This is a genomic window from Bradyrhizobium sp. 170, assembly GCF_023101085.1.
Classification (GTDB): domain Bacteria; phylum Pseudomonadota; class Alphaproteobacteria; order Rhizobiales; family Xanthobacteraceae; genus Bradyrhizobium.
On the sequence record NZ_CP064703.1, the window covers coordinates 21976 to 48282 of the forward strand.

Annotated in this window: 23 protein-coding genes, 1 tRNA gene and 1 pseudogene; 8 read left to right on the forward strand and 17 right to left on the reverse strand. The window is 63.0% G+C overall.

Annotated elements, in window-relative coordinates:
- Positions 1-26: 26 nt before the first annotated feature.
- Both IVB05_RS00110 and IVB05_RS00115 read right to left on the reverse strand, forming a co-directional pair.
- Positions 27-1334 (reverse strand): ammonium transporter, encoded by a 1308-nt coding sequence (locus IVB05_RS00110; protein ID WP_247782416.1) that lies wholly within the window; start codon positions 1332-1334, stop codon positions 27-29.
- An 81-nt stretch (positions 1335-1415) separates the two neighbouring features.
- The gene (locus IVB05_RS00115; RefSeq protein WP_028348351.1) at positions 1416-1754 is read right to left on the reverse strand and encodes a P-II family nitrogen regulator; all 339 of its coding nucleotides are present in this window, start codon (positions 1752-1754) and stop codon (positions 1416-1418) included.
- Between the two features lie 248 nt (positions 1755-2002).
- On the opposite strand from IVB05_RS00115, the gene IVB05_RS00120 reads away from it, so the two are divergent.
- A complete protein-coding gene (locus tag IVB05_RS00120) occupies positions 2003-2878 on the forward strand; it encodes a DUF4339 domain-containing protein (protein ID WP_247782417.1) in 876 nt (291 codons plus the stop codon).
- Positions 2879-3035: 157 nt separating this feature from the next.
- Here IVB05_RS00120 and tesB read toward each other — a convergent pair whose 3' ends face one another.
- Positions 3036-3896, reverse strand: coding sequence for an acyl-CoA thioesterase II (gene tesB, locus IVB05_RS00125; protein ID WP_247782420.1), 861 nt, complete (start codon positions 3894-3896; stop codon positions 3036-3038).
- A 134-nt stretch (positions 3897-4030) separates the two neighbouring features.
- On the opposite strand from tesB, the gene IVB05_RS00130 reads away from it, so the two are divergent.
- Positions 4031-5248, forward strand: coding sequence for a ubiquinone biosynthesis hydroxylase (locus tag IVB05_RS00130; RefSeq protein WP_247782421.1), 1218 nt, complete (start codon positions 4031-4033; stop codon positions 5246-5248).
- 80 nt (positions 5249-5328) lie between these two features.
- On the opposite strand, the gene IVB05_RS00135 is transcribed toward IVB05_RS00130, so the two are convergent.
- Both IVB05_RS00135 and IVB05_RS00140 read right to left on the reverse strand, forming a co-directional pair.
- Positions 5329-5526, reverse strand: coding sequence for a Trm112 family protein (locus IVB05_RS00135; protein ID WP_108520141.1), 198 nt, complete (start codon positions 5524-5526; stop codon positions 5329-5331).
- 49 nt (positions 5527-5575) lie between these two features.
- A complete protein-coding gene (locus IVB05_RS00140; protein ID WP_247782422.1) occupies positions 5576-6112 on the reverse strand; it encodes a TetR/AcrR family transcriptional regulator in 537 nt (178 codons plus the stop codon).
- A gap of 93 nt (positions 6113-6205) precedes the next feature.
- On the opposite strand from IVB05_RS00140, the gene IVB05_RS00145 reads away from it, so the two are divergent.
- Complete coding sequence (locus IVB05_RS00145) at positions 6206-6556, forward strand: hypothetical protein (RefSeq protein WP_247522825.1); 351 nt, start codon at positions 6206-6208, stop codon at positions 6554-6556.
- A 102-nt stretch (positions 6557-6658) separates the two neighbouring features.
- On the opposite strand, the gene IVB05_RS00150 is transcribed toward IVB05_RS00145, so the two are convergent.
- Positions 6659-7333 carry an LON peptidase substrate-binding domain-containing protein gene (locus tag IVB05_RS00150; protein WP_247782424.1) on the reverse strand — a complete coding sequence of 225 codons (675 nt, stop codon included), beginning with the start codon at positions 7331-7333 and terminating at the stop codon, positions 6659-6661.
- A gap of 40 nt (positions 7334-7373) precedes the next feature.
- A complete protein-coding gene (gene trxA / locus IVB05_RS00155) occupies positions 7374-8297 on the reverse strand; it encodes a thioredoxin (RefSeq protein ID WP_247782426.1) in 924 nt (307 codons plus the stop codon).
- Positions 8298-8830: 533 nt separating this feature from the next.
- Here trxA and IVB05_RS00160 point away from each other — a divergent pair.
- Positions 8831-8905: transfer RNA gene (locus IVB05_RS00160), tRNA-Gly, on the forward strand.
- A 132-nt stretch (positions 8906-9037) separates the two neighbouring features.
- Here IVB05_RS00160 and IVB05_RS00165 read toward each other — a convergent pair.
- Positions 9038-11656, reverse strand: coding sequence for a DUF2235 domain-containing protein (locus tag IVB05_RS00165; RefSeq protein WP_247782427.1), 2619 nt, complete (start codon positions 11654-11656; stop codon positions 9038-9040).
- A 426-nt stretch (positions 11657-12082) separates the two neighbouring features.
- On the opposite strand from IVB05_RS00165, the gene IVB05_RS00170 reads away from it, so the two are divergent.
- Both IVB05_RS00170 and IVB05_RS00175 read left to right on the forward strand, forming a co-directional pair.
- Positions 12083-13342, forward strand: coding sequence for a PQQ-dependent sugar dehydrogenase (locus tag IVB05_RS00170; protein WP_247782429.1), 1260 nt, complete (start codon positions 12083-12085; stop codon positions 13340-13342).
- An 85-nt stretch (positions 13343-13427) separates the two neighbouring features.
- Positions 13428-14012, forward strand: a complete 585-nt coding sequence (locus IVB05_RS00175) for a c-type cytochrome (RefSeq protein WP_247782431.1) — start codon at positions 13428-13430, stop codon at positions 14010-14012.
- Positions 14013-14151: 139 nt separating this feature from the next.
- Here IVB05_RS00175 and panE read toward each other — a convergent pair whose 3' ends face one another.
- From panE to IVB05_RS00195, 4 genes are all read right to left on the reverse strand, one after another.
- Positions 14152-15072, reverse strand: a complete 921-nt coding sequence (gene panE, locus IVB05_RS00180) for a 2-dehydropantoate 2-reductase (protein ID WP_247782432.1) — start codon at positions 15070-15072, stop codon at positions 14152-14154.
- 139 nt (positions 15073-15211) lie between these two features.
- The gene (locus tag IVB05_RS00185; RefSeq protein WP_247782433.1) at positions 15212-15817 is read right to left on the reverse strand and encodes a 2-hydroxychromene-2-carboxylate isomerase; all 606 of its coding nucleotides are present in this window, start codon (positions 15815-15817) and stop codon (positions 15212-15214) included.
- Positions 15818-15920: 103 nt separating this feature from the next.
- Positions 15921-17216 (reverse strand): MATE family efflux transporter, encoded by a 1296-nt coding sequence (locus IVB05_RS00190; protein ID WP_247787409.1) that lies wholly within the window; start codon positions 17214-17216, stop codon positions 15921-15923.
- 151 nt (positions 17217-17367) lie between these two features.
- On the reverse strand, positions 17368-17976 hold the full coding sequence (locus tag IVB05_RS00195; protein WP_247782434.1) for a DUF2239 family protein: 609 nt from the start codon (positions 17974-17976) through the stop codon (positions 17368-17370).
- A 149-nt stretch (positions 17977-18125) separates the two neighbouring features.
- On the opposite strand from IVB05_RS00195, the gene IVB05_RS00200 reads away from it, so the two are divergent.
- Positions 18126-18791 (forward strand): glutathione S-transferase, encoded by a 666-nt coding sequence (locus IVB05_RS00200; protein WP_247782435.1) that lies wholly within the window; start codon positions 18126-18128, stop codon positions 18789-18791.
- A gap of 125 nt (positions 18792-18916) precedes the next feature.
- Here IVB05_RS00200 and IVB05_RS43675 read toward each other — a convergent pair whose 3' ends face one another.
- From IVB05_RS43675 to ggt, 4 genes and pseudogenes are all read right to left on the reverse strand, one after another.
- The gene (locus IVB05_RS43675; protein WP_346771816.1) at positions 18917-19084 is read right to left on the reverse strand and encodes a hypothetical protein; all 168 of its coding nucleotides are present in this window, start codon (positions 19082-19084) and stop codon (positions 18917-18919) included.
- A 103-nt stretch (positions 19085-19187) separates the two neighbouring features.
- Positions 19188-20180 (reverse strand): annotated as a pseudogene (locus tag IVB05_RS00205) (serine hydrolase); the annotation flags it as partial.
- Positions 20181-20340: 160 nt separating this feature from the next.
- The gene (locus tag IVB05_RS00210; RefSeq protein ID WP_247782436.1) at positions 20341-21237 is read right to left on the reverse strand and encodes an NAD(P)-dependent oxidoreductase; all 897 of its coding nucleotides are present in this window, start codon (positions 21235-21237) and stop codon (positions 20341-20343) included.
- A 60-nt stretch (positions 21238-21297) separates the two neighbouring features.
- Positions 21298-23040 carry a gamma-glutamyltransferase gene (ggt, locus tag IVB05_RS00215; RefSeq protein WP_247782437.1) on the reverse strand — a complete coding sequence of 581 codons (1743 nt, stop codon included), beginning with the start codon at positions 23038-23040 and terminating at the stop codon, positions 21298-21300.
- Between the two features lie 128 nt (positions 23041-23168).
- On the opposite strand from ggt, the gene IVB05_RS00220 reads away from it, so the two are divergent.
- Entirely contained in the window at positions 23169-24560 is a 1392-nt protein-coding gene (locus IVB05_RS00220; protein ID WP_247782438.1) for an MFS transporter, read from the forward strand.
- 147 nt (positions 24561-24707) lie between these two features.
- Here IVB05_RS00220 and purH read toward each other — a convergent pair whose 3' ends face one another.
- A complete protein-coding gene (purH, locus tag IVB05_RS00225) occupies positions 24708-26300 on the reverse strand; it encodes a bifunctional phosphoribosylaminoimidazolecarboxamide formyltransferase/IMP cyclohydrolase (protein WP_247782441.1) in 1593 nt (530 codons plus the stop codon).
- Positions 26301-26307: the final 7 nt, after the last annotated feature.

Consider the following 26307-nt stretch of genomic DNA (forward strand, 5'->3'; position numbering starts at 1 on the left):
AAGAAAATGGTAACGGGGTGAGCGGCCTATTGCAGGGCTTCGCCGTGCTGCGAGATATCGAGGCCTTCCAGCTCCTGCTGCATCGACACCCGCAGCGGCGCGAACACGCCCACCAGCTTGAGCAGCACAAAGGTGACGCCGCCGGACCACACCAGCGTGGCGGCGATCCCATAAAGCTGGATCAGGACCTGCTGCGGGTTGCCCTCGATCAGACCTGCGGTGCCGCCGATCGCGTTCACCGCAAAAACGCCGGCGAGCAATGTGCCGGTCAATCCGCCAACGCCGTGGACACCGAACACGTCGAGTGAGTCGTCATATTTGAAGCGCTGCTTGAGCCAGGTGCAGGCCCAGAAACAGAGCGTTCCCGCGACGACGCCGATGACGATCCCGTGCCACGGCGCAACGAATCCGGAGGCGGGCGTGATGGTGCCAAGACCCGCGACGGCGCCCGAAATCATGCCGAGCACCGACGGTTTGCGCCGTGTCGCCCATTCAATCGCGGCCCAGGTCAGCGCGCCGGCGCAGGCGGCCAGATGTGTCGCGGTGATCGCCATCACCGCGCGCGAGTTCGCGGCCACCGCCGATCCGCCATTGAAGCCGAACCAGCCGACCCACAACAATCCGGTGCCGATCACGGCAAGCGACAGGTCGAATGGCGCGAGGTTCTCGCTGCCATAGCCCTGACGACGACCTATCACCGTCGCGGCTACCAGTCCGCCGATGCCGGCGGAAAGATGCACGACGAGGCCGCCGGCGAAATCCAGTACGCCCATGGTGCCGAGGAATCCGCCGCCCCATACCCAATGCGCGAGCGGTACATAGACGAACGTGAACCAGCCGACGGAAAAAAGCAGATAGGCCGAGAATCGCATCCGGTCCGCCACCGCGCCCGCCACCAGCGCCACCGTGATGATCGCAAACGTCATCTGGTACAGCATGAAAAGCACTTCCGGTATAGTCTTCGCCGCCGGGTGGACGCTCTCCATCGTCATGCCGATCAGGAACCAGCGATCGAGCGTGCCGATCCAGGGACCGTCGCCGACGAAGGCCAGCGAATAGCCGAACGCCACCCAGAGAATCGAAATGATCGCGACGGCAGCGAGGCTCTGCGCCATCGTCGCCAGCACGTTCTTCTTGCGCACCATGCCGGAATAGAACAGCGCCAGGCCCGGTATCGTCATCATCAATACCAGCGCGGTGGCGACGATCATCCACGCGGTGTCGGCGGCGTTGATGGTGGACGTTTCGGCGGCCAGGGCCGGCGTCGCGAGCGAGCTCGCCGCAACAGTGATGAGTGCAGCATTCGCTGCTGCACGATACGATGGTGCCCCCATGGAATTCCCCCGGCCTGTTGTCGTTTTTTGACTTCTCGCGTTCAGCGTCGTTGCCGCCGCGCCTTGAATTTTTGTGATTTCTCAGAGCGCGTCGCTATCGGTCTCGCCGGTGCGGATTCGCAAGGCGTGGTCGATCGGCGTGACGAAGATCTTGCCGTCGCCGATCTGCCCGGTACGCGCGTTCGCGGTAATGACTTCGACCGCCTTGTCGGCGACGTCGGAGGCGACCGCGATTTCGATTCGGAGCTTGGGCAGGAAGTTCACGACGTACTCGGCGCCGCGATAGATTTCGGTGTGACCCTTCTGGCGGCCGTAGCCCTTGACCTCGGTCACCGTCATGCCGTGGACGCCGATGGCCGTCAGCGCCTGGCGCACCTCGTCAAGCTTGAAGGGTTTGATGATCGCGACGACGAGTTTCATGGTCAGGCCTTTATTTCCCTGGATATTTCTTGAGCACTCGGCAGACTGACCGCCGGGCAGATCGCTGCCGACGCAAATCTGGCATCTTTCTGGGCAAATGGCACAAAAAAGTTGCAGGTAGAAGGGGAAAACATTTCCAGCTGGTGACATCGATCACTGTACAGGCGGCCAGATCGTCCGCCAAAATGCTGTTCCACCGCCAGCCGTCCGGCCGGCTTCTCTCCACGGCTCAAGGGACCAAGACGAAAATGTCGAACCGATCGTGGTTTTATGCATCCAGCGGCCAGCAACAGGGCCCTTATCCGGAAGCCCAGCTTCGCGACCTCATTACCCGGGGCATGGTCAGCGCGGACACGTTGGTCTGGACCGAGGGGATGTCGGGCTGGCAGCGGGCCGGCGACATTCCCGGCCTGGTCCCCGGCGGCTCAGGTCCACCCTCCATGCTGCACCCCGGTGGCCCAACCCCGGTTGCGGCCGGCGGTTACGCCGGCGGCGCGCTGTCGGCCGACCTTCCGATTTGGTCCTTCCTCGGGCGAAGCCTGCTATTCGTCATCGGCATGCTGTTTGTAATTCCAGCGCCCTGGACCGCGACCAGCTTCTACCGCTGGATGACTTCCCGGCTTTACGTGCCGGGCCGGCCAAGCATCGGGTTCACCGGCCAGCCCCTCGACATCTGGTACGTCTTCATCGCGATCGGCGTCCTGACCTATCTGGGCGCAGCCGACCTCTATTACCTGCAATACCTCTCCATTCCGATTCAGGCCGTGCTGTCCTGGATGGTCATTCGATGGATCGCCGCAAATCTCAGCTCCAACGGCCAGCAGCTTCCGATTGCCTTCAACGGCAGCGCGCTGGGTTATGTCGGCTGGCAAGTCCTGATGTATGTTTCGTTCATCACGATTATCGGCTGGGCCTGGGTGATTACGGCCTGGATGCGCTGGATCTGCCGCAATATCAGCGGCACCCATCGTGAAGTCATCTTCATCGCTTCGGGACTGGAAGTGTTGTGGCGGACCATCGTTTTCGGGATCGGCTGCGTCTTTATCATCCCGATCCCGTGGGTGCTGCGCTGGTACGCCCGCTGGTACGTGTCGCAATTCGCGCTGGCCGACCGCACGGTCTAGGACGCGGCGCGCTAGAACTCGGTTCTGATTCGATCAAAACCGGGTTCTAGTCTTTTGTTTTGACGCGTTTTCTACCGCAGATAAGTCTACGCAATCTGCGTAAACTTGATTGCTATGCGAACCGGCACCCACTTCGCTCGAAAACGCTATTGGGCGCTTACCTGCGCTGGCGCACCGAGCCTTCCTGGGCCACCGACGCCACCAGCGTGCCGTCGGGCTTGAAGATCAGGCCGCGGGTCAATCCGCGGCCGTCTTGCGCGCTCGGCGAGTCCTGCGCGTAGAGCAGCCATTCGTCGGCGCGGAACGGCCGGTGAAACCACATCGCGTGGTCGAGGCTAGCCGGCATCATGCGCTTGTCGAACAGCGTGCGGCCGTAGCGCGCCATCACCGCATCGAGCAGCGAGAAATCCGACGCATAGGCCAGCGCGCATAAATGCAGCGCCGGATCGTCGGGCAGCTTGGCCGCGGTGCGAATCCAGACATGAATGCGGCCGTCGTCGATCTTCTGGCCGAAATAGCGGCCGAGTTCGACCGGGCGCAATTCGATCGGCCGGTCGGATTCGTAGTAGCGGCGGATGAATTCCGGCATCTCCTTGAACATCGGCTGCTTCGACACTTCTTCCGCCGTGAGTTTTTCCGGCGGCGGGACATCCGGCATCTTTTCCTGATGGTTGAACGCGCCTTCCTCTTCCGCATGGAACGACACCATGATCGAGAAGATCGCGTTGCCATGCTGGATCGCGGTGACGCGACGGGTCGAATAGCTCTTGCCGTCGCGCAGGCGTTCGACCTGATAGATGATCGGGATCTGCGGATCGCCGGGCAGGATGAAATAGCAATGGATCGAATGCGGCAGGCGGCCCTCGACGGTGCGGCAGGCTGCAACCATGGCCTGCCCGATCACCTGGCCGCCAAACACCCGCTGCCAGCTCGTCTTCGGGCTGTTGCCTCGGAACAGGTTTACCTCGAGCTGTTCGAGATCGAGAATGGAAATCAGGTCGATCAGGCCCTTGGACATGGTGTGCTTTCAGTCGATCCCGGGCGCAATTGATCGCGACCCCGGGCGTTAAGTACCTTGTTTCTCGGCCCTGTTTCGCCCAGCTATTATCAGGTAGCAAGCGTAGTCTGACGAAGTAACCGGGTAAGGATCGCATGGCGGCACAGCGAAGCATTGTCATCTGCGGCGGCGCCTTTGCCGGGCTGGCGCTGGCGCTGGCATTTCGCCAGGGCCTTGGCGCGGATATTCCTGTCATCGTGGCCGATCCGGCCCTGGCGGTGCGGCCGAGCCGCGATCCGCGGGCGACCGCCATTGTGGCCGCGTGCCGGCGGTTGTTCGAGGCGCTCGGCGTCTGGGACAAGGTATCCGACTCACAGCCGATCCTCGACATGGTCGTCACCGATTCCAAACTGGAGGACGCCACCCGTCCGGTGTTCCTGACCTTTGCCGGCCATGTCGAACCCGGCGAACCCTTCGCCCACATGGTCGAAAACCGCCGGCTGATCGATGCGCTGGTGGCTCGCGCCGAGGCTGAAGGCGTCGATCTCCGCGCCACGGCGGTTTCGACCTACGATTCGCGTTCCGATGGCGTCACCGTGACGCTGGCCGACGGCAATGTCATCGAGGCAAGCCTGCTGGTCGCCGCCGACGGCGCGCGCTCAAAACTGCGCGAGCGCGCCGGCATTGCCACCCATGGCTGGGACTACGATCAATCCGGCATCGTCGTCACCGTCGGCCATGAGCGGGATCATCACGGCCGCGCCGAAGAACATTTTCTGCCAGCGGGTCCGTTTGCGATCCTGCCGCTGACTGGAAAGCGCTCGTCGCTGGTGTGGACCGAGAATCGTGCCGAGGCCGCACGCATCACCGCGCTCGGCGACGCCGAATTCCACGATGAACTCGAGAAGCGCTTCGGGCTGCACCTCGGCGAGATCAAGGCGCTCGACAAGCCGCGCGCGTTTCCGCTCGGCTATTTCGTCGCGCGCTCATTCATTGCCGAGCGGCTGGCGCTGGTCGGGGACGCCGCGCACGTCATTCATCCGATCGCGGGGCAGGGCCTCAACATGGGCCTCAAGGACGTCGCGGCGCTGGCCGAAGTCGTGGTCGATGCGGCCCGGCTCGGCATCGATCCCGGCCAGGCCGATGTGCTCGACCGCTACCAGCGCTGGCGGCGCTTCGACACCATGGCGATGGGGCTCGCCACCAATTCGCTGAACTTCCTGTTCTCGAATGAATCAACGCTGCTGCGTACCGTGCGCGATATCGGGCTTGGCCTCGTCGATCGCGCTCCGCCGCTGAAGGGCCTGTTCATCCGCCAGGCCGCAGGTTTGTCGGGCGAAGTACCGCGGCTGCTGAAGGGCGAGGCGCTGTAGGGTGCAGTCGTTGTAGCCCGGATGGAGCGAAGCGAAATCCGGGGAACGGCCTTACCGGATCGAGCCAACCCGGATTTCCCTCAATCGATCTTCCGCGCCTCTTCCGGCAGCATGATCGGGATGCCGTCGCGGATCGGATACGCGAGTTTTGCGGAGCGCGAGATCAGTTCCTGCCGCGTCGAATCGAATTCCAGCGGACCCTTGGTCACAGGGCAGACGAGGATCTCGAGCAGCTTCGGATCGACGGTGCTGTCGAGGCGTTCGGGCGTGGCGTTCATTTGCAGTCTCCAGCTTGGCGCGGTCCTTAGCACATCCGATCGCAAGCTGTCATGACGTAGCCATCCGCACCAGTTCGCCGAGCACCGCCTGTTGCCGTGCCTTCGGCAAGGGCTGGTCCGAGAGTGCGAAGCCGAGAAACGCCCAATAGAAAATTTGGGCGCGGGCGCGGGCAATTTCCGCCGATAGTCCGGACTGCGCCAGAAGGCCCTCTACATAGCTTAGCCGCCGCCGATCGATCGCCTGCACGGCGGCGCGGGCGGCGGGATCGACGCTTGCCCAGGTGCGGACCGCCCGTTCCAGCATCAGCCGCTCGCCGAACACGCGGCGCAGCAGCAGCGCGAGCGGGTTCTCGTCGTTCGAGGCCGCCTCGACATTGGCGATGATCTGCTCGGCCGCAACCTCGTGCCAGCGCGCAAGGATCGCGGCATGGAACGCGCCGATATCGGCGAAATGCCAGTAGAAGCTGCCGCGCGACACCCCCATCGCCTTGGCCAAAGGTTCCGCCTTCAGCGCGGTGAAGCCACGGCTCGCCAATGCTTTCAGGCCCTGATCGAGCCAGTCCTTTGCCGATAGTTGATCGTTCATGGTCGGGTCCCGCAATGCCGCCACCATACACTACTGTATTGACACGCGCCAGAATGCAGCGCATAACCATACAGTACTGTATGGAGACATCCGATGCGCGATCTCATTCTGCAATGCGCTGGCGTCGCCGGAATAGCGGTGGCCCTGATTCACGGCGTGCTGGGGGAAACCAAGGTGTTTGCCAGGGCGACCATCCAGCCGGAGAGCCTGCGGACCCTGATCCGCCTCGTATGGCAGGCGGGTACGGTGGCCTGGATCGGTGGCGGCGTGCTGCTGATTGCCGCGCCGTCGTTTGGGTCGGAGAGCGCGCGGCACTGGATCGTCGTGACGATCGTCGCGGTCTACGCCTTTGCCGCCGCCGCCAATGCCTGGTGGTCGCGTGGCCGCGGCTTCGGCTGGAAAGCGCTCGGCGCCGTCGTCGTGCTCGCGGTGGCCGGGTACTAGAGCGTTTTCCAGCGAAGTGGAGACCGGTTCGCGACAAGAAAACGCGTCAAATCAAAAATCCAGAGCCCCGTTCCGATTCCATCGGAACGGGGCTCTGAAGCGCTACTGCAGCCCGGTGTCGCCGCTGGTTCGCTTCTTGGCGAGGTCCATTTCGGTCACCGCGATCAGGATCTCGGCGCGGGTTTTCAGGTCGAGCGCTTCCAGCATCGCCTGCTTCTCCGCCGGACCATAGGGCGACATCATGGCGAGCGCGTTGACCAGCGCCTCGTTCGGCGCGCTCTCGATACCTTCCCAATCCACCTTCAGATTGTTGGCTTCGAGAAAATCGGTCAGCACGTCGAGCAAGGCCGCGCGGTCGACGGCTTCTTCGCCTTTGCGCGCAACGAAGTCGTCGGCATAGGGAAAGAAATCCACCTTGCATTGCCGGTACGCGGTCAGTGCCGAGATTTCCTCGACCACCTTGAAGCGCGCGACGCCGGTCAGTTCCAGGATGTAGCGGCCGTCGCCGGATTCGGCGAGTTGCGTGATGCGGCCGACGCAGCCGACCCGGAACAGCTCCGGCCGGGCCTCGTCCCTGCTGTGCGAAGTATCCGGCTGGATCATCCCGATCAGCCGGTGACCGTCGCGTAGCGCGTCGTCTACCATCGCCAGATAACGCGGCTCGAAAATATTGAGCGGCATCTGGCCGCGCGGCAGCAACAGCGCGCCCGGCAATGGAAACACCGGAATGATTTCGGGAAGCTCGCCGGGTCCGCGGTATTCGGCATTGATCGGCATTTGCAGTCCCGGTCAGTTTGCTGGTTCGGTGGAATACGCTCTACGAGAAGAGAATCGTCGACAGCTGCTTTCGTCCCTCGACGGTGGCTTCGTCGGCGCCGCCCCACGCCTCGAAGAACTGCACCAGTTGCTTGCGCGCGCCGTCATCGTTCCACTTGCGATCGCGCTTGACGATCTCCAGCAACTGGTTGGTCGCCTCTGTGCGCTTGCCGAGTGCGTTGAGCGCGGTCGCAAGGTCGAATCGCGCCTGATGGTCGAGCGGGTTTGCGGCGACCTTTTGTTCCAGCTCGGTCACCGGACCGACCGCCTGGGCCTGCTCGGCGAGATCGATCGAGGCCTGCACCGCCTTGACCGCGGCGTCATTGCGCTTCGATTCCGGCACCATCGCCAGCGTCTGCTTGGCCTGTTCGACCGCGCCCGTCGTCACATAGCATTTCGCGAGCCCCGCCAGCGCAGCAATATTGGTGGCATCGAAACCCAGTATTTCGGCGTAGATCTGGGCCGCCGCGGCAGGGTCGCCTTCCGCCAGCACGGTCTCGGCCTCCTGCAGGATCTCTGCGATGTTCGGCTCGCCCGGCGCCGTCATGCCCTTGGTGAGCTTGTCGATGAAGGCGTTGACCTGGCTCTCCGGCACCGCGCCCATGAAGCCGTCGGCGGGCTGGCCACCCACGAACGCGATCACGGCCGGGATCGACTGAATGCCCATCTGGCCGGGGATGGCCGGATGCTCGTCGATATTCATCTTGACCAGCTTGACCTTGCCCTTCGCCGCGCGGACTGCCTTTTCGAGAACGGGCGTGAGCTGGCGGCAAGGCCCGCACCACGGCGCCCAGAAGTCGATCAGCACGGGCTGACGCTTCGATTCCTCGATGACATCCTTCACGAATGTCTGGGTGGTCGTCTCCTTGATCAGATCGGGTGCTGCCTGCGGCGCCGGGCCGCCGCCCTGCTCAACTATCGTCACGGTATCCTCGCCTGATGTCTTGAGAAGATGTCTTTGGAATTCGGGCCCGTTCTAGCACGGCTAGGGGCGAAGTTCCTCCTCCGCTAGATGGCGGCTTGGCCACAAAATTCAATCGGCAGGCGTCTTCCGGATTATCGGAGGCCGGATGGGCCGGAACCCTCCTCGGGACGTCGATGCCCCGCCGAGGCAAGCCAAGGGACCGTCGCAAGCGACCGTCGCAAGGGACCTTCGATGGGCGATTGCGGCGTGTGGGACCAAATGACGGGGACGTTGGGGAGGCTGGTTCGAAAAATGCCCCGAATCGCCCCGCGTCGCGCTGGCGGCCTGGCCTTGGGTTCCCGACTTGGGCTCCCGACTTGGGCTCAAGGAGCCGACAATCCCCGTTTAGGCATTGTTTCGGACCGATTCGCTCCCATTTGTTAATGAAATCGGATGATCCGCGTGGCATCGGATCGCACGCGGACTGTTGCATTCACGGTCCGCATTTGGCATAGGTCTGCCGTTGACGGCGAACGTTCGCCGCCATCTCGGATGCGGGTGTAGCTCAGTGGTAGAGCACGACCTTGCCAAGGTCGGGGTCGAGGGTTCGAGCCCCTTCGCCCGCTCCAGATTTTTCTTCTATGGCAAACTACCGGATCGATGACAGGCCGCCGTTTGGCGGCCTTGTCGTTGGCGGGCCGATGCGCGCCTAACGATACGGCCTTCACGATGCATGCTGCCGGCCGAACCCTTATCGAACATCACTTGCTCGGAATGCGAACGATCCGAACCCTTGCCGTTCCCGTGTTCACGTCACGGAAAAGGCCCGGCCAGAACCCGCTCACCGGCTTGTTCAAATAGACGTAAAGCTCGCCGTCGTTCTTCGGCTTGAACGTCTCGCTCAAATACTCGACCGTTCGAGGGTCGTCGCGCGTGTCGATGAAGTTTTCCGTATTGCCGGTCTCTCCATAGCGGGTCATGACCCGTCCAAACGGACGATCGAAAGTGCGTCTGATCGGATATGCGGCACTCAAGGCCGTCATTTGCGCCAAGGCGACCGCCGAACCCCACCAGCCGGCGTCCTTGTGGTGCCAGAACTCGCTCAACGGCATTCCACCCGGGCCCGAGGGTGCGCCAAGAAATGACCATTCATCCGTCTTGCTGATCTCGAACGTGTAAGTCTGGGAGGCAAAAACCTTGACCTTGGTCGACGTGCAAACATTGCGGGTGTCAAATTCGGTTTTCACGGCACAGAGTTTCCTGCACGTGTCGGGAAGCGTGCCGTCGGCCGCCTGGGTGCACAGCCCCACCTCGGCCGACGTACAAAGGTCGAGCTTGCTCGCCTTGGGGTCTGGCTCGCAGAAATTACCGAAACTGTCCCGGACATTGAAAATGTAATGGCTCGCGAGCGCGACGCCGCCGTACAGAAACAGGAGCGCGAAGATTCCTGGCGCAATCTTGAGTTTGATAGTGGTGATGACTTGCTTGTAGGCGTCCTTCAGCCTGAGCCAGGCGATCACCGAGTCCGTCAGCAACATCGTGATCAGGATCATGATGGCGAAGAACCGGAAATAGGGCTTGGTAATGCTGTCGATGAATATCTGCAGGACCTCCGGCGCCGCGGGGATCGGGTATCCGAACCAGCCCGGCGCCGGATAGAGCGCGATCGGTAACAGGCCAAAGCAGAGCAGTTTCTGCAATGTGCTCAAGCGGTCCCGCGGCTCGGAATGCTGCGCATGTATGTCGAATTTCGACAGGCTCACCCGCCACGCGGAACGCATCTGGTCGGTGATCCAGCTCCGGAGGCCGGCGCTCAACCACAGCAACAGCGCGACAAGTCCTGCATGAAGCACAAACGAAAGTGGATCTCTCGCATACGCGTTTATCCAGCGTGAGGCAGCTTCCGGCAGGGCCATGCCGACCATGCGGATCACGTCGGAAACCGGCCTGAGCCGGGTGGTGTACTCGGCCGCGGGGAGCAATTGAGACGTCAGCGGATAGGTCAGCAGATAGACCGAGGCGATCACGGTCAGGAAGTAAATGATGCGCCGCCGCCAGATCGAACTTCCGACAACGTGTTCCTGCGTCTTTGCGCGTCCGCGCGCAGCCTTGGAAGTTTCGTACCCCAGCTTGTCCGGTGAAACGATCTTCTCGTCGTAGGTCAGGATTTCGTAGGCGGGCGGCAGTCCGACCGGCGCATAGAGATGCGCATCGATGGCGATGCGCGCGAACACGCTTTCGTGGATTTTCGGCATCGCGATCTTCACGCAGTCGCGCTTGTCGTCCGAATATCGCGTGTCCGACAGCGCGGCTACGCTCCGTGGTCCGTAACGGTAGTAGCCGCCCAGCCCGTTTCGCGAATCATAAATCCGGCCGTGCTTGTCCTGGGTCGATCGGACGCGTTTGAAGGCGTCGGGATCCGCGTCCGGAGCTTCCTTCAGGGTGACGCCGCGACGCTTTGCTTCGGACAGAATCCAGGTGAGCGACACATGGGCGAGCGAATCGTCGGGATATCCGCCGCCGACATTGGAATGCACGCCGGCGAACCAGACCTGCGTGATCCGTTCCGAATCGGTGCCTCTGGTGCCGGTAGCGACAGTTTCCGGGCTCTCGTCCCACAGCAGCGGATGGAATGTGGTGCGCTCATCGTCGAGCGAGAGGGCATGGCAGGCCTTGCGAACCAGGGGATTAAGCTGCCGGTCGGGCAGTTCGAGCGGCCAGAGATAGCGGCTGATGCCCCTCGTCATCTCGTCGATGGGCAGGCCGTAGGCGGCAACGGTATCCCACAGGCCGAGGAAAGCCACATGATCGACCGGGCGCTGATTCTTGTCATGCTCGGCGGAAACGAACAGGTCGCGCAGTTTTCGGAACACCCATTCGACCTGAAATCGCGTTTTGAAACATTCCGCCCGGTGGGCCCGGTAGGCCGCGGCGACCTTTCGATCGAGCTCCTCCTCGGTCTGATAGCTCACCAGCCCCTGTTCGCAGATCAGCCCGTTCACCACGCGGATGGTGAAGGCGCCGCGGCTGAACCCGAAGGCAAAGATGTCGTCGCCCTGGTAGGGGCCGCATTTCTCTTCGCGATTTTCTGCTTTGGCGGCGGCGGCTTCGAGCGCCAGATAGTCGAGATGCGAGCGATAATTGCGGCAGGCAAACTTGTAGATATCCAGCACGTTCCGCTTCAGACCGAAGCCGAAGGCGCCGCCCAGGATCGCGAAGGGCTTGAAGGATGAGGTGCCGACCCCGTCGTCGTAGAATGCAATCTGTTCCGAGCTCGTCAGGTCGAGCGACTCGAACGTCCGCCATACATTGGTGCGCCAGACCTTGCCGGCGGAATTGCCGGTGCCGTCCGAGAGCAGAATGATCCGCTTGTTGGCCATACGGACGCTCGCTCAAGCCCGGTCGAGGGAGACCGGTACTTCGTAAGGGCATGCGAAAAGTTTCTCAGGGATTTGGCCCCTCCACTATGAAATGGGCCACAATTGCGTTGCCCATTTGCCGTCAGGAAAGATGACGCGCGATCCGCTGATGTGGAACGCCGCCCACTTGCGCGCCTTGCGAGGAGGCGCATGCGTTCGCTCGACACGAATATTGCGGTGCAGCGGGGCGCAACTGCGAACGCAGCTGCTTAGCAATCCATCTCACAATTTGGTTTGGTCTGACAGAGCGGCGCAGCCTGCGCTTCTCTCCGGCATCGGATGTGCTACCATTTTGTGGTCTGTTTCTTTTTACCAGACCAAGTTCGTCTCTCGAACGTTTCAAAATAATAACAGGCGCAGCCGCCAGGCTGCATAGGGAGTGACGCGATGAAATCGGCTTTCAATCGATCCATTCTTGCGCTCGCAGCCATCCTCGTTGTCGCAGGGGCTGGCCAGGCCAACGCGCAACAGAAGCCCCTGAAGAAATACGAGTCCGGCACCAAGGAGTTCTGGACCAACCCGCCGCCGGACTGGTTCCTCGGCGACGAGACCGAAGCCCAGAAGGGCCAGGCGCCGCCCTCCGGTCCGCCGACCGGCGTATCGGACGCCGAACTTGCGGCAACGATGAAGAAGATCAAGCTGCCGCAAGGCTTCAGTATAGAAGTTTATGCCTCCAACGTTCTGGAGGCGCGGCAGATGGCCTGGGGCGACAAGGGCACGCTGTTTGTCGGCTCCTTCAGCCTCGGCAATGTCTACGCGATCAAAGAGAGTGGCGGAAAGAGGGAGGTCAAGACCGTCCTCAAGGGGCTCAACATGCCGACCGGCCTCGCCTTTCTCGATGGCGCGCTCTACGTCGTCGCGATCAACAAGCTGATCAAATACGAAAACGCCGAAGCCAATCTCGACAATCTCGGCGCCGGCAAGGTGGTGTATGACGACATGCCAACCTACGTTGCGCATGGCTGGAAATACATCGCCGTCGACAAGGATGGCTGGTTCTATATGCCGTTCGGACCTCCCTTCAACATCGGCATCCCGCCCACCAGCCTCTCGCAGATCCGCCGCGTCGATCCCAAAACCGGCAATGCCGAGATCTGGGCGCTTGGCGTCCGCAACAGCGTCGGCGGCGACGTCGATCCACGCTCGGGGCGATACTGGTTCACGGAGAACGCGCGCGACTGGATCAGCGACGACATGCCGAGCGACAAGCTCAACATGATCTCGAAGATCGGCGAGCATTTCGGCTATCCCTACTGCCATCAGGGCGATATGCCGGACCCGAAATTCGCGATGGGTCACAAGTGCTCCGAGTTCACGCCGCCCGTGGTCAATCTCGGTGCACACGTGGCGCCGCTCGGCATGAAGTTCTATACCGGCGACCAATTTCCGCCTGAGTACAAGAACAACATCCTGATCGCCGAGCATGGCTCCTGGAATCGGTACAAGTACCAGGGCGCCCGGATCAAGCGCGTGATCGTCGATGCCGACGGCAAGAACGCCAAGTCGGAGATCTTTGCCTCCGGCTGGCTCGAGGGCGATACGGGCTATCTCGGCCGTCCGAACGACATCATCCTCGACAAGGACGGTTCGATACTGGTGTCCGACGACTGGGCCGGCGCCATCTATCGCATCAGCTACAAGAAGTAGGACGTCAACCGATCAGGGGCTGCGGTTACTCGGGAACGGGTGGCCGCAGCCCCTGTTGTTTGGGGTGCGCTGCAGAGGAGTTCACATGCGAAATGCATTGGTCGGGATCGTGCTGGCGTCGGCAATCGCCGGCGGTTCGGCTGTTCGCGCCGCCGACATCGCGGCCGGCAAGGAGAAGGCCGAGCTGTGCGTCGGTTGCCACGGCGAGGGCGGTATTTCGCAGATGGAGAACACCCCCTCGCTCGCGGCCCAGCCCGATCTCTTCATTCAGTGGCAGCTCGTGTTTTTTCGTGCCGGCACCCGCAAGAACGAGCAGATGCAGCCGATCGTCGAGCAGCTCAACAATGAGGACATCCGCAACCTCGGCGCCTATTACGCCTCGCTTCCGCCGCCGAAGACGCCCAAGCCCGACGACAATCCGGACCTTTCAACGAAGGGCGCACAGGCGGCCGTCGGCCGGCGCTGCGCTGCATGCCACATGGATACCTACGCCGGCACCAAGGCGGTCGCCCGCGTCGCCGGCCAGCGCGAGGAATATCTCGTGAAGGCGCTGCGGGATTACAAATCGGGCGTGCGCGCCGGTGGCGCCATGGCGGCGATGGCGGATGTCGCGTTTCCTCTCAGCGAGGAAGAGATCGAGGCGCTCGCGCATTATCTCGCGCACCTTTGAAGGTGGCGTAGCCCGGGTGAAGCGAAGCGCAACCCGGGGATAATTCGACCAGCAGGAACGAATGTCCCCGGATTACGCGGAGCCTGTCATCGGGCGCGCATTCGCGCGACCCGTTGGCTTCTCCAAGCTACGGGTCCAACTAACTCCGCTGCTTCTCATACGCCTTGAGATGGGTGTAGGCGATGCGCAGTTTTGGCACCGGGATCTTGGCGGCGTCGGCGCGCGCGACGAGATCGCCGATCACATGGTCGGCCTCGACCGGCAGGCCCGCCTTGATGTCGCGGAACATCGAGGCGGTCATCGGCGAGCCCTCGGCCGTCAACAAGCCGCTGGTGCGCTGGAAGAACGGGCCGGTCGGCTCGTAGCCTGACGCCTTCGCAATCGCGCTGCATTCATCGAGCATGCCGAGCAGAAAATCCTTGCCGCCGGCGACCGCCAGGATGTTGCCGACCGAAGTGCGCATCAGACAGGTCGACGCCGCGAGCGAAGCGAGGAATACCCACTTCTCCCACATGTCCTGCATGATGTGTTCGCTGGCCACCGCGCCGAACTTGCCGCTCTCAAACACTTTCGCAATCGCGCGCACCCGCTCCGATAGGGAGCCATCGCGTTCGCCGAAATTGAGCGACTGCATTGGCGCGAGCTGGACCACCTCACGGGCCTCGTTGAGCGTCACCGCGATCGCGCAGAGGCCGGCGAGCACGCGGTCAGCTCCGAATTTCTTGTCCAGCACGTCGAGGTGCAGCATGCCGTTGAGCAGCGGGATAATCGCCGTTTTCGGCCCGACCGCGGGGGCAAAAGACTTGATCGCGTCTTCCAGGTCGAACGCCTTGCAGCTCAGCAGCACGACGTCGAATTTTTCGGCGAGCTTGTCGGCCTGTACCGTCGGCGGGTTCTTGAGCGTCACGTCGCCGGCGGGACTCTTGATGATGAGGCCTGAGCTTGCGAGTTCGGCAGCGCGCTTCGGCCGGACCAGGAACGTCACGTCGTTTCCTGCCTGAAGCAGCCTGCCGCCGAAATAGCCACCGATGGCGCCGGCGCCGACCACGAGAATACGCATGCGATAGCTTCCTTTTGTTGTTGGTCTTGGAATGGGCGAATGGCGAGTAGGGAGTCCGCGTATCAATCCTACCACTCACAATTCGCTATTCACCATTCGCTTCTTTACCACTTCTCGCCGAACAGTCGAATTCGTGCGGCTATTTCCCCGAGACCATTTCCTCGACTTCGCGAAGCTGCTCCTTGCCGAAAAACATTTCCTTGCCGACGAAGAACGTCGGCGAGCCGAATGCGCCGCGTTCGACCGCGTTTTGTGTGTTCTCGGTCAGCTTGGCCTTTACGTCGGCGTCCTGTGAGCGCGCCAGCAGTTTGGCGGCATCGAGGCCGGACGAGGCCAGCGCCTTGGCCGCGATTTCGGGGTCATCCATTTTCTTCGGCTCGACCCACATGTGATGGAAGGCGGCCTCGACATATTTCTCGAATACGCCTTCGAGCTGGGCGGCCACCGCCGCCCGCATCAGGTTCAGCGTGTTGACCGGGAAAAATGGATTCCAGACATAGGGCTTGACCCCAAACCGCTTCAGGAAGCGTTCGGTTTCCAGCGCGTGGAATTCGCGCTTGTTCTTGATGCCGGCGAGCGTTTCGGTGGGCGACTTGTTGTTGGTGGCCTTGAAGATGCCGCCGAGCAGGATCGGCACATATTCGAACTTCACGTTCGTGCGCTGTTCGATCGCCGGAATCGCTTCGTGGCTGAGGAAGGCATTGGGGCTGCCGAAATCGAACAGGAATTGTGGATTTGAACTCACGGCAGTCTCCCCGATGTTTTGGCGCATTGTGGCGCAAGGCAGGTAGCGCGTCCACAGTATTATGACGATCGTAATACCGTGGGAATGCGCGGTTTGCCCCACGTCACACCATCCGCCGAAGCGGGCGGCGGCGCCAGACCAGTGTGTAATAGCCGAGTTGCAGGACGAACATGGCGCTGAACAGGATCGGATAGGCGGCCCAGACTCCTTCCAGTCCGATGGTCCGGCTCAGGATCACGGCAGAGGGTATTTCGATCGCGGCGATGGCGAAGATCGACAGCAGCATGGGAGCCAGCGCTACGCCTCCTGCGCGCATCGCGCCCGAGAATACCGTCGCCATGCCGAATGGCACCGAACTCCACAAAGCGATGATGAGCAGTCCTTTCGCGAGTTCGAGCACGGCTGCGTCGGCAATGAAGACGCCCAGCACGGGGCGGGGAAACAGATAGATCAACGCAACCAGGCCGCCGGTCAGGACGAGATTGAGGAGCAGGCCGGTCCGGACGATGGCATCCAGTCGGCCGGCATGCCCGCCGCCGATCGCCTGCGCGCCAAGGATCGAAACCGAGATCGAAATCGATATCGCGGTGAACTGCGCATAGCCCATGATCTGGTTGACGGCGCCATAGGCTGCGGTGGCATCGGAACCAAAGCCGTTGACGAGGCCGAGCAGCACCAGTTCGGCGATCGCCATCACCACCATCCCGACCGCGCTCGGGATGCCGATGCCCAGGATTTTACCGAGCAGCGCGCCGTCCAGTCGCAGCCTGCGCAGAAATTCGGCGTCCGGCGCCAGCGGACTCTTCTTGTGACGCAGATATAGACTGAGCGCGAACAGCGTCAGCGCGGTGGAAATAGCCGACGCCCACGCCGGGGCCGTCACGCCGGTGGCGGGAAGCCCGAACCAGCCGCGGATGAGGAGTGGAGTCAGGACCAAGCCGATCGTGGTCGACAAGGCCAGCGCCAGCAGCGGCGTCAGCGTGTCGCCGACGCCCCGCAGCATCGCGGTCATCAGCAGGAAGACGAAGCCGAGCGGCATCGTCAGCAGCATAACGCGCGCGTATGCGCTTGCGTGGTCGAGGATATCGGGCGGCGTGGCGAGAGCGATCATCAATTGCCGGCTGAACAGGCCGCCGAACAGCGCAACGGTGATGGCCAGGAGGAGGCCGACCGCCAGCGTCGCGCCGGCAACCGCCTTCACCGTGTCACGCTCGCCCGCGCCCCAGGCCTGTCCGATCAGGACGGTCGCGCCGGTGCTGAGGCCCATGACGAAGGCGAACAGGAAGAACATCACGGGGAAGCACACCGAGACGGCCGCCAGGGCGTCAACCCCAATCATCTGGCCAAGAAGCGCGTTGCTCACGGTGCCGAACAGCGATTGCAGCGCATTGCTCAGCATCAGGGGCGCGAGGAAGACGAGGAACGTCTTCCAGAGGGAGGGGGTTTTCGACACGGTGTTTGTTCCCATTGAAGACGTGACGGATCATTGCCGCGCACCGGAGCGGTGGCGGGTGAGAAGCCCAGGAAGTTTGGTTAGAGGGCGATCGCGCCTATGGCTCGGCGCGATCGCTGAAGGCGAGCTTGACGACGTGGTCGCGAATATCGTCGGGCCAGCCGGCGACTAGGCCGACGAAGCGCCGCCGGTCATCGGCGAACAGCGCTCGCGAGGCTTCCTCGAAGCCTGCGAGATTGCCGGCCATCACGGACATGAAACGATAGGCGGCATCCCTTGCCGCGCGGGTGCGATCCGCATCGCCATTGGCGCGGCGCGCTTCCTCGACGAGCTTGCGCAACGCGACCGATGCGCCGCCGGGCTGCGTGCCGAGCCATTCCCAATGACGCGGCAACAAGGTCACCTCGCGCGCGACAACGCCGAGCTTGGGCCGTCCGCGCCCACGCGGCTCCGCTGCCGCCGTCTCATCGGTTTCGACATCCGGAGGCGAGGCGGGTTGCGGCAAGCGGGCAATGATTTCGCGTTCGGTGCCGCGAAGATCGAGATCGATCGGCTGGCCGGTCGCGTCGCTGAATATGACGATCGGCGGCGCGGCGGACCGGCGGGAAGCCTGCATGACCGCAATCGCGACCTCGGCGAGCGGGCCGGTTGCCAGGCGTTGAGGACCGATGAAGGCCGTGAAATGGGGGCGGGTTTTGTCAGCCATTGGAGTAACTCTGGATTTTCGGCAGGTTATATTTACCCGGATAAATTAGATTGTCAATATCACCCGGGTAAATATAGCGCGACTCTTTAGGCCGTCTCGACTTTCCGTTCCCCGGCTGGCACCAACGGCGGCCAATTGAAGGGGACGCCATGCTGACGGTTCATCATCTCAACAATTCCCGCTCGCAGCGCGTGCTGTGGCTGCTCGAAGAGCTCGACGTCCCCTACGAAATCGTCCGCTATCAGCGCCAGCCGGACATGCGGGCGCCCAAGGAGCTGCGCGCCATTCACCCGCTCGGCAAATCGCCCGTCATTACCGACAACGGCAACACCATCGCCGAGTCCGGCGCGATCTGCGAATACATCATCGGCACCTATGGCAACGGCCGCCTGATCCCGCCGCCGAACACGCCGGAGCGTCTGCGCTATACCTACTGGCTGCACTATGCCGAGGGCTCGGCGATGTCGCCGCTGCTCCTGAAGCTGTTGTTCACGCTGATGCCGAAGCGCGCGCCGGCCTTGCTGCGGCCGCTGGTGCGCAAGGTGTCCAACACGGCGCTGACCACGCTGGTCAATCCGCAGCTCAAGCAGCACATGGATTACTGGGAAGGCGAGCTGGCAAAAAGCGAATGGTTCGCCGGCAATGAATTCACCGGCGCCGACATCCAGATGAGCTTTCCGCTGGAGGCCGCCGCGGCGCGTGGCGGGCTGGAGCTGGGTCATCCCAAAGCGATGGCGTTTCTCGAACGCATTCACGCCCGGCCGGCCTATGCGCGCGCGCTGGAAAAGGGCGGGCCGTATGTGATCGGCAGGTGACGGCCCCTCCGTCATTGCGAGCGGAGCGAAGCAATCCATAGCTCCACAAGCGGAGACATGGATTGCTTCGTCGCGTTCGCTCCCTTGCGCAAACGCTTCGCGTTTGTCGCAGGCAATGACGAGCCTCACGGCTGCACCGCCGCGATTACTTCCTTCACCAGCTGGGCCACGCCACGGATGTCGCCGGTCGGATCGACGCTGTCGCCGAGTCGCACCACGACGAGGCGCTGCGACGGCATGATCACGATGCGCTGGCCGAGAAGGCCGGACGCGAAAAACGAATCGCTGGGCATGCCTAGATGGACGCGGCCCTTGGTGATCGCTGCGGTTGGTGTAGAATCCGGCGGCGTAATCGCTGTTCAATGTCGCTGCGGCGCAGAAATCCACCCAGTCCTCGTGCAGGATCCGCTTTCCTCCGACCACGCCGTCATTCAGATAGAGCAGGCCGAATTTCGCCCAGTCGCGCGGGCTGGCGAGCATGTAGTTCGCACCCTGCAACGTGCCGGCGCCGTCGAACTCGAGTGTGACATTGCGCATGCCGAGCGGATTGAACAATTCGCGCCAGGCAAAGGCGAGCGTCTGCTCAGGGCCCCCGGCGGTATCCCTGATGATGCGCGCCAGGATCTGCGTGGTGGCGCTGGAATAGTGAAATCGCGTGCCGATCGGCGCGATCAGCCCAGTATTGACGGCATAGGCAGAAGTATCGTCTTCCAGAAACATCCGGCTTGATCGGTCGAAGCCGGAATTGGTCTCATCGAGATCGAGGCCCGAGGTCATGCGCATGAGATGCTCGACCTCGATCTCGCGGCGTGGATCGTCAGTGGCGCGCCATTCCGGGATCGGTGCGGGCATCGACGGCGTGACCAGGCCCTGCTGCGTCAGCACGCCGATCAACGCGTTGATTACCGATTTGGTCATGGAAAAGCCGAACAGCGGCGTCTCCACACCGATGCCGGGCGAATAACGCTCGGCAATCACCTTGCCATCATGCACCACCACGACGGCCTTGGTCCGCCGGAACGGGGGCGTGGCAGGTTCTTCGAAAGCATGGTCGAGCGCGGCCTTCAGCGCGGGATCGGTCGGTTCGACTACGGCGGGCCCGGCAATCTCCGGCAAGAGCGGCGGTGTCTTCGACACCCTCAGCGTCTCGACATCGTTCTTCAGCAGATACGGCTCTTTCGCGCCGTGCTGCTCGACGCAGCCGAGCCCGTCATGGAATGATGCGCGGCCCCTGAACAGTCCGAGCGTCGAAGCCTCGACGGCTCTCGCCTTGCGATCGACCTCGAACTTCATGACATGACGCAAGCGGCGGAAGCCCGGCCGATCCATCGTTTCAGCGAATACGGCCTGCGGATCGAGGCCGGAAACAAAGGCCTTCGTGCAAACCATGTGCGCGACGGAGCCCGTGGCGAGGCGGACAGTGCGGTCGGGCCGGAAGTGCACGCCCAGCCCGGTGAACGCAGCCAACACGACGGCGACGGTGGCGACGAGGATCCACTTCCACGAGGTCACGCAGTTCTCCGGCGTTGCGCGGCGGCCGCTTTCGTTTCTAGCGCGACGTCTGCGCCGCACCCACCGAGGGCAGCGCCTGCACGGTGACGCCGGGTGGCGGCACGTCGTCGTCGGGGACGAAGAAGTCCGACATCAACGGCACCGAGCGATCGACGCGGTAGTGCTCGAAATCCCTGACGCCAGAGGCGTACAGCACCTTGTCGTCGATGCAGAACTGCCCGGTGAATTCGCGCGACGGTCTTGTCAGAATGGCGTGCGCGGCATCGCCCATGATCTCGGGCGTGCGGCTGGCGCGCATCATGGCGTCGCCGCCGAGCAGGTTGCCGACCGCGGCGGTGGCGATGGTGGTGCGCGGCCACAGCGCGTTGACCGCGACACCTGCGGATTTCAACTCACCCGATAGCCCCAGCACGCACATGCTCATGCCGAACTTCGCCATCGTGTAGGCGGTGGAATGCTCGAACCATTTTGCCTTCATGTCGAGCGGCGGCGACAGCATCAATATGTGCGGATTGGCCGCCTTCTTCAGATGCGGGATGCAATATTTCGACACCATGAAGGTACCGCGGGTATTGATGCCCATCATCAGGTCGAACCGCTTCATGTCGGTTCCTTGCGAGTTCGTGAGGCTGATGGCACTGGCGTTGTTGACGCAGATATCGATGCCGCCGAATTCGGCGACGGTCTGCTCGATCGCGGCGACCACCTGCGCCTCGTCGCGGATGTCGCACAGCACCGGCAGCGCCTTGCCGCCGGCGGTGCGAATTTCCTCCGCTGCGGTGTAGATGGTGCCCTTGAGTTTTGGATGCGGCTCCGCGGTCTTTGCCGCAATCGCGACATTGGCGCCGTCACGCGCGGCGCGCAACGCAATGGCCAGTCCGATGCCGCGGCTGGCGCCGGATACGAACAGCGTCTTGCCTTTGAGGGATGTCATCTGAAACTCTCCTGTGAGAGAGGACGCATACTACGGCGCGTCCCTCACGAGTGCACGTCCTCATTGTCCCGCCGCCGCCGCACCCCTTGTGCGCGGATCGGGGGCGCCGAGCAGGCCGTTCGGCGTGACGGCGATCGAATTGACGGAAGTCTGGCCGAGCGGCTCGATCACCTTGTGGCCTTTCGCCCTCAGATCGGCCAATACCTCGTCGGGAAAGCCACGTTCCACACGCACTTCATCGGGCATCCATTGATGATGGACCCGCGGGGCCGCCACGGCGGCGGCGACATCCATCCTGTAGTCGAGCACGTCGACCACGACCTGCAGCACCGCCGAGATGATACGGCTGCCACCCGGCGAGCCCGTGACCAGCACCGGCTTGCCGTCCTTCAGCACGATCGTCGGCGACATCGACGATAATGGCCGCTTTCCCGGGCCGGGCAGATTGGCTTCGAAACCGACCAGGCCGAAGGCGTTCGATGCGCCGGGTGCCGCGGTGAAATCGTCGAGCTCATTGTTGAGCAGCACGCCGGTACCCTCGGCGACCAGGCCGACGCCATAGGGAAAATTCAGCGTGTAGGTGTTGCTGACCGCGTTGCCGCTGGCATCGACGACCGAATAGTGCGTGGTGTTGCTGCCCTCGCGCGGGCTCACTGCCAGCACATCGGCCGCCGGCGTTGCGCGCGCAAGGTCGATGCCGGCGCGTTGCCGGGCCGCGTAATCCTTGGTGATCAGCACATTGACAGGTGCGTTGACGAAGGCGGGATCGCCGAGATAGCGCGCGCGGTCGGCGTAGGCGCGCTTCATGGCCTCGATCATGACATGCAGCGAAGGCGCGGAGCCCTGCTTCATGTCGACCATCGCAAATCCTTCGAGAATGTTCAGCGACTGCAGCAAAACCGTGCCGCCGGAGGAGGGCAGTGGCATCGAGACAATGTCGTAGCCACGGTAGTTGCCGCGCACCGGGCTGCGGATCACCGCCTCATAGGATTTGAGATCGTCCACTGTCATGATGCCACCGGCATCGCGGACGGCCTTTGCCAGCCGTTCGGCGACCGGCCCCTCATAAAATCCGCGCGGCCCCTGTTCGGCAATCGCCGAGAGCGTTGCGGCGAGATCGGACTGGATCAACCGGTCGCCCTCTTGCAGCCGCGTGCCGTCCTCACGGGAGAACGCCTTCGCCGAATTCGGCCAGCGCCCCATCCGGCGGTACATGTCCGACAGCGTGTCGGCCATGTCGTCGGCGACCACAAAACCGTCGCGCGCGAGTTCGATGGCGGGCTTGAGGATTTGCGCCAGCGTGAAGCGGCCAGAGCCGTATTTCTCCAGCGCCACTGCCAGCCCGGCTACCGTGCCGGGCACGCCGATACCAAGCGCGGAATTGCGCGACTTGTCGGCATCGGGTTTGCCGTCCGGTCCCAGAAAAATATCGCGCGTGATCGCACCCGGTGCGGTCTCGCGATAATCGATGGCGACATCTTCGTTGCGGCCGGCAGAATGAATCACCATGAAGCCGCCGCCGCCGATGTTTCCGGCGCGTGGGTAGGTGACGGCAAGCGCAAAGCCGGTTGCGACCGCGGCATCGACCGCGTTGCCGCCCTGCTTGAGGATGTCGGCGCCGACTTGCGCGGCGAGCCTTTCCTGCGCCACCACCAGACCATGCTCGGCCGAGATGGCGCGAACGGTGGAGAGATCGGGGGGCGAGTAAAAGCGGCGCTCCTGCGCAAAGGCCGTCGCCCCGCAGGCAAACGCAAGTACGAATGTGGCAGCTACCCGGCGCCACCGGATCGAAAAGACTGTCATCGAAAATCCGCCGCAGTTGGAGCCTGTGTGACGCCCGGCAACAGCCCCCGGCGCCGGTGACGCATGCTATATGGGTTCGTATTCAACGGGCAAAACGCCTCGCGAGACTTTTGAAGGAAATTCCTCACATGACGGTGATCGCTTCCGAGGCAGCCGGCGCCGAAATGCCGCGGGAATACCCGCGCCGCGCCGCCGTCATCAGCTGGATCTTCTTCGATTGGGCCGCGCAGCCTTATTTCACGCTGATCACCACTTTTGTATTTGCGCCCTATTTCGCGGGCTTCGTCGCGCCGGATCCGGCGCAGGGGCAGGCGCTGTGGGGATTTGCCACCGCGGCCGCCGGCCTGATGATCGCGCTGCTGTCGCCGGTGCTGGGTGCGATTGCGGATGCCAGCGGTCGCCGCAAGCCGTGGATTGCCGGCTTCGGCTTGCTTTTGGTGATCGGCGCTTCGCTGATGTGGTTCGGAAAGCCTGGCGATCCGAGCGTCATTCCGCCGCTGTTGCTCGCCTATGCGATCGCAAGCGTCGGCGTCGAATTCGCCACCGTCTTCAATAATGCGATGATGCCGACGCTGGTGCCGCCGGATCGGATCGGGCGGTTGTCCGGCACCGGATGGGCGACCGGCTATATCGGCGGCATCCTCAGCCTCATCCTGGTGCTCGGCTTTCTGGCCGCCAACCCCGACACCGGGCGTACGCTTTTCGGCCTGGCGCCGTTGTTCGGTCTCGACCCGGTCAGCCATCAGGGCGATCGGATCGCCGGTCCTCTGACCGGCATCTGGTTCGTCATTTTCGTGCTGCCGATGTTCCTGTTCACGCCGGATTATCCGGCAAAGCGTCCGATCCGTGCGGCCTTGCGCGAAGGATTGAGCGGGCTGAAGCGGACGCTCGGCGAATTGCCGAAGCAGAAATCGCTGGCGACATTCCTGCTCGCCAACATGATCTATACCGACGGGCTGGTGTCGCTGTTCGCGTTCGGCGGCATCTATGCCGCCGGCACTTTTGGCTGGCATACGATCCAGATCGGAAGTTTTGGAATTCTGCTGGCCATCGCCGGTACGTTCGGGGCGTGGCTCGGCGGCAGGCTCGACGACAAATTCGGACCCAAGCGCGTCATCGCCGGCAGCTTGCTGATCCTTCTGTTCGCGCTCGGTGCGATTCTGCTGGTCGACAAGGACTCGATCCTGTTCGTGAAGGTCGCACCACCCGCACCCGGCGGGGCATTGTTCTCCGGCGCCGCCGAGCGCGCGTATCTCGTGCTCGGATGCCTGATCGGCGCCGCCGGCGGACCGCTGCAGGCGGCGTCGCGCTCGCTCCTGATACGTCTCGCGCCGAAGGATCGCATCGCGCAGTATTTTGGATTGTTCGCACTGACCGGAAAAGTGACGTCGTTCATCGGCCCGCTGCTGATCGGCGTGATCACGGCATATACCGCGAGCCAGAAGGCCGGCATGGCGCTGCTGGTGGTGTTTTTTGTTGCAGGGCTCGCGCTGCTGACGCAAGTGAGGGAGAATTCGTAGCCCGAACGGAGCGCAGCGAAATCCGGGGCCCGGTGCGCGCGGCTGATATTCCCGGATTGCGCTACACTCCATCCGGGCTACGTCAGCTCCCTCCTGCGCTTTGCCCACCCTACCATTTCTCGCAATGACGGCGAGTGTGCCAGTCGCTCAATGCCTGAAATGCCGCACGCCGGTGAACACCATGGCGATGCCGTGGTCGTCGGCGGCCTTGATGACTTCTTCGTCGCGGATCGAGCCGCCCGGCTGGATCACCGCGGTGGCGCCGGCTTCGATGCAGGCCAGCATGCCGTCGGCGAACGGGAAGAACGCGTCGGAAGCGACGACGGAGCCCTTGGTCAGCGGCTCGGCGAGTTTTGCATCGGCCGCGGCATCCAGCGCCTTGCGGGCGGCGATGCGTGCGGAATCGACCCGGCTCATCTGGCCGGCGCCGATGCCGACGGTGGCGAGATCCTTGGCATAGATGATGGTGTTCGACTTGACGTGCTTGGCGACGCGGAATGCGAATTTGAGGTCGCGCAGCTCGGCGTCGGTCGGCGCACGCTTGGTCACCGTCTTCAGCGTGAGGTCATCGACGACAGCGTTGTCACGGCTCTGCACCAGCAGGCCGCCGGCAACGGTTTTCGCGGTCAATCCCATCGCGCGGGGGTCGGGCAGGCTGCCGGCCAGGAGAAGCCGGAGATTCTTCCGCTTCGCGATGATCGCGATGGCTTCTTCCGTCGCATCGGGCGCGATGATCACTTCGGTCAGGATTTCCGTGATGACGCGGGCGGCTTCGGCATCGAGCGTCCGATTGACGGCGATGATACCGCCATAGGGTGACTGCGTATCGCAGGCGAACGCCTTGCGATAGGCGCTGACCAGATCGGGCCCCTCGGCGACGCCGCAGGGATTGGCATGCTTGACGATGACGCAGGCGGCGGTGCGCGCCGGGTCGAACTCGCCGATGCACTCATAAGCGGCGTCGGTATCGTTGATGTTGTTGTAGGACAGCTCCTTGCCCTGCAACTGCCGCGCGGTGGCGACGCCGGGACGCTTGTCGGGTGTGCGATAGAACGCGGCGGTCTGATGCGGGTTCTCGCCATAGCGCAGCGACTGGATCAGCCGGCCACCAAAGGCGCGGAAATCCGGCGCGTCGTCCTTGAGCTGAAGCGCGAACCAGTTCGAGATCGCGGCGTCATAGGCGGCGGTGCGCGCATAGGCTTTTGCGGCAAGGCGGCGGCGCAGCGCAAGCGTAGTCGCGCCCTGGTTGGCGGCAAGCTCGTCGAGCACGGCCTGATAGTCCTGCGCCTCGACGACGACGGCGACATCATCATGGTTCTTCGCGGCCGCGCGGATCATCGCGGGACCACCGATGTCGATATTCTCGATGCAGTCTTCGTAGCCGGCGCCTTTGTCGACGGTTTCCTCGAACGGGTAGAGGTTGACCACGAGCAGGTCGATCGGCGCGATGCCATGCGCCTTCATCGCATCGGCATGTTCCTTGTTGTCGCGGATCGCGAGCAGGCCGCCATGCACTTTCGGATGTAGCGTCTTGACCCGGCCGTCCATCATTTCGGGAAAGCCGGTGAGGTCGGATACGTCCTTCACCTGCAGTCCGGCCGCCGCGATCGCCTTCGCGGTGCCGCCCGTGGAGACGAGCTCGACGCCGTGGCCGGCCAGCGCCTTGGCAAATTCGATCAGGCCGGTCTTGTCGGAAACGGACAACAGGGCGCGGGTTACACGGCGCGGATGGTCGGTCATAAGGAGG

What these genes read in the sequence shown, in the direction of transcription:
- IVB05_RS00110 (WP_247782416.1), bottom strand. Translation starts at nt 1,334, where the DNA reads ATGGGGGCACCATCGTATCGTGCAGCAGCGAATGCTGCACTCATCACT.
- IVB05_RS00115 (WP_028348351.1), bottom strand. Translation starts at nt 1,754, where the DNA reads ATGAAACTCGTCGTCGCGATCATCAAACCCTTCAAGCTTGACGAGGTG.
- IVB05_RS00120 (WP_247782417.1), top strand. Translation starts at nt 2,003, where the DNA reads ATGTCGAACCGATCGTGGTTTTATGCATCCAGCGGCCAGCAACAGGGC.
- tesB (WP_247782420.1), bottom strand. Translation starts at nt 3,896, where the DNA reads ATGTCCAAGGGCCTGATCGACCTGATTTCCATTCTCGATCTCGAACAG.
- IVB05_RS00130 (WP_247782421.1), top strand. Translation starts at nt 4,031, where the DNA reads ATGGCGGCACAGCGAAGCATTGTCATCTGCGGCGGCGCCTTTGCCGGG.
- IVB05_RS00135 (WP_108520141.1), bottom strand. Translation starts at nt 5,526, where the DNA reads ATGAACGCCACGCCCGAACGCCTCGACAGCACCGTCGATCCGAAGCTG.
- IVB05_RS00140 (WP_247782422.1), bottom strand. Translation starts at nt 6,112, where the DNA reads ATGAACGATCAACTATCGGCAAAGGACTGGCTCGATCAGGGCCTGAAA.
- IVB05_RS00145 (WP_247522825.1), top strand. Translation starts at nt 6,206, where the DNA reads ATGCGCGATCTCATTCTGCAATGCGCTGGCGTCGCCGGAATAGCGGTG.
- IVB05_RS00150 (WP_247782424.1), bottom strand. Translation starts at nt 7,333, where the DNA reads ATGCCGATCAATGCCGAATACCGCGGACCCGGCGAGCTTCCCGAAATC.
- IVB05_RS00165 (WP_247782427.1), bottom strand. Translation starts at nt 11,656, where the DNA reads ATGGCCAACAAGCGGATCATTCTGCTCTCGGACGGCACCGGCAATTCC.
- IVB05_RS00170 (WP_247782429.1), top strand. Translation starts at nt 12,083, where the DNA reads ATGAAATCGGCTTTCAATCGATCCATTCTTGCGCTCGCAGCCATCCTC.
- IVB05_RS00175 (WP_247782431.1), top strand. Translation starts at nt 13,428, where the DNA reads ATGCGAAATGCATTGGTCGGGATCGTGCTGGCGTCGGCAATCGCCGGC.
- panE (WP_247782432.1), bottom strand. Translation starts at nt 15,072, where the DNA reads ATGCGTATTCTCGTGGTCGGCGCCGGCGCCATCGGTGGCTATTTCGGC.
- IVB05_RS00190 (WP_247787409.1), bottom strand. Translation starts at nt 17,216, where the DNA reads ATGCTGAGCAATGCGCTGCAATCGCTGTTCGGCACCGTGAGCAACGCG.
- IVB05_RS00195 (WP_247782434.1), bottom strand. Translation starts at nt 17,976, where the DNA reads ATGGCTGACAAAACCCGCCCCCATTTCACGGCCTTCATCGGTCCTCAA.
- IVB05_RS00200 (WP_247782435.1), top strand. Translation starts at nt 18,126, where the DNA reads ATGCTGACGGTTCATCATCTCAACAATTCCCGCTCGCAGCGCGTGCTG.
- IVB05_RS43675 (WP_346771816.1), bottom strand. Translation starts at nt 19,084, where the DNA reads ATGCCCAGCGATTCGTTTTTCGCGTCCGGCCTTCTCGGCCAGCGCATC.
- IVB05_RS00210 (WP_247782436.1), bottom strand. Translation starts at nt 21,237, where the DNA reads ATGACATCCCTCAAAGGCAAGACGCTGTTCGTATCCGGCGCCAGCCGC.
- ggt (WP_247782437.1), bottom strand. Translation starts at nt 23,040, where the DNA reads ATGACAGTCTTTTCGATCCGGTGGCGCCGGGTAGCTGCCACATTCGTA.
- IVB05_RS00220 (WP_247782438.1), top strand. Translation starts at nt 23,169, where the DNA reads ATGACGGTGATCGCTTCCGAGGCAGCCGGCGCCGAAATGCCGCGGGAA.
- purH (WP_247782441.1), bottom strand. Translation starts at nt 26,300, where the DNA reads ATGACCGACCATCCGCGCCGTGTAACCCGCGCCCTGTTGTCCGTTTCC.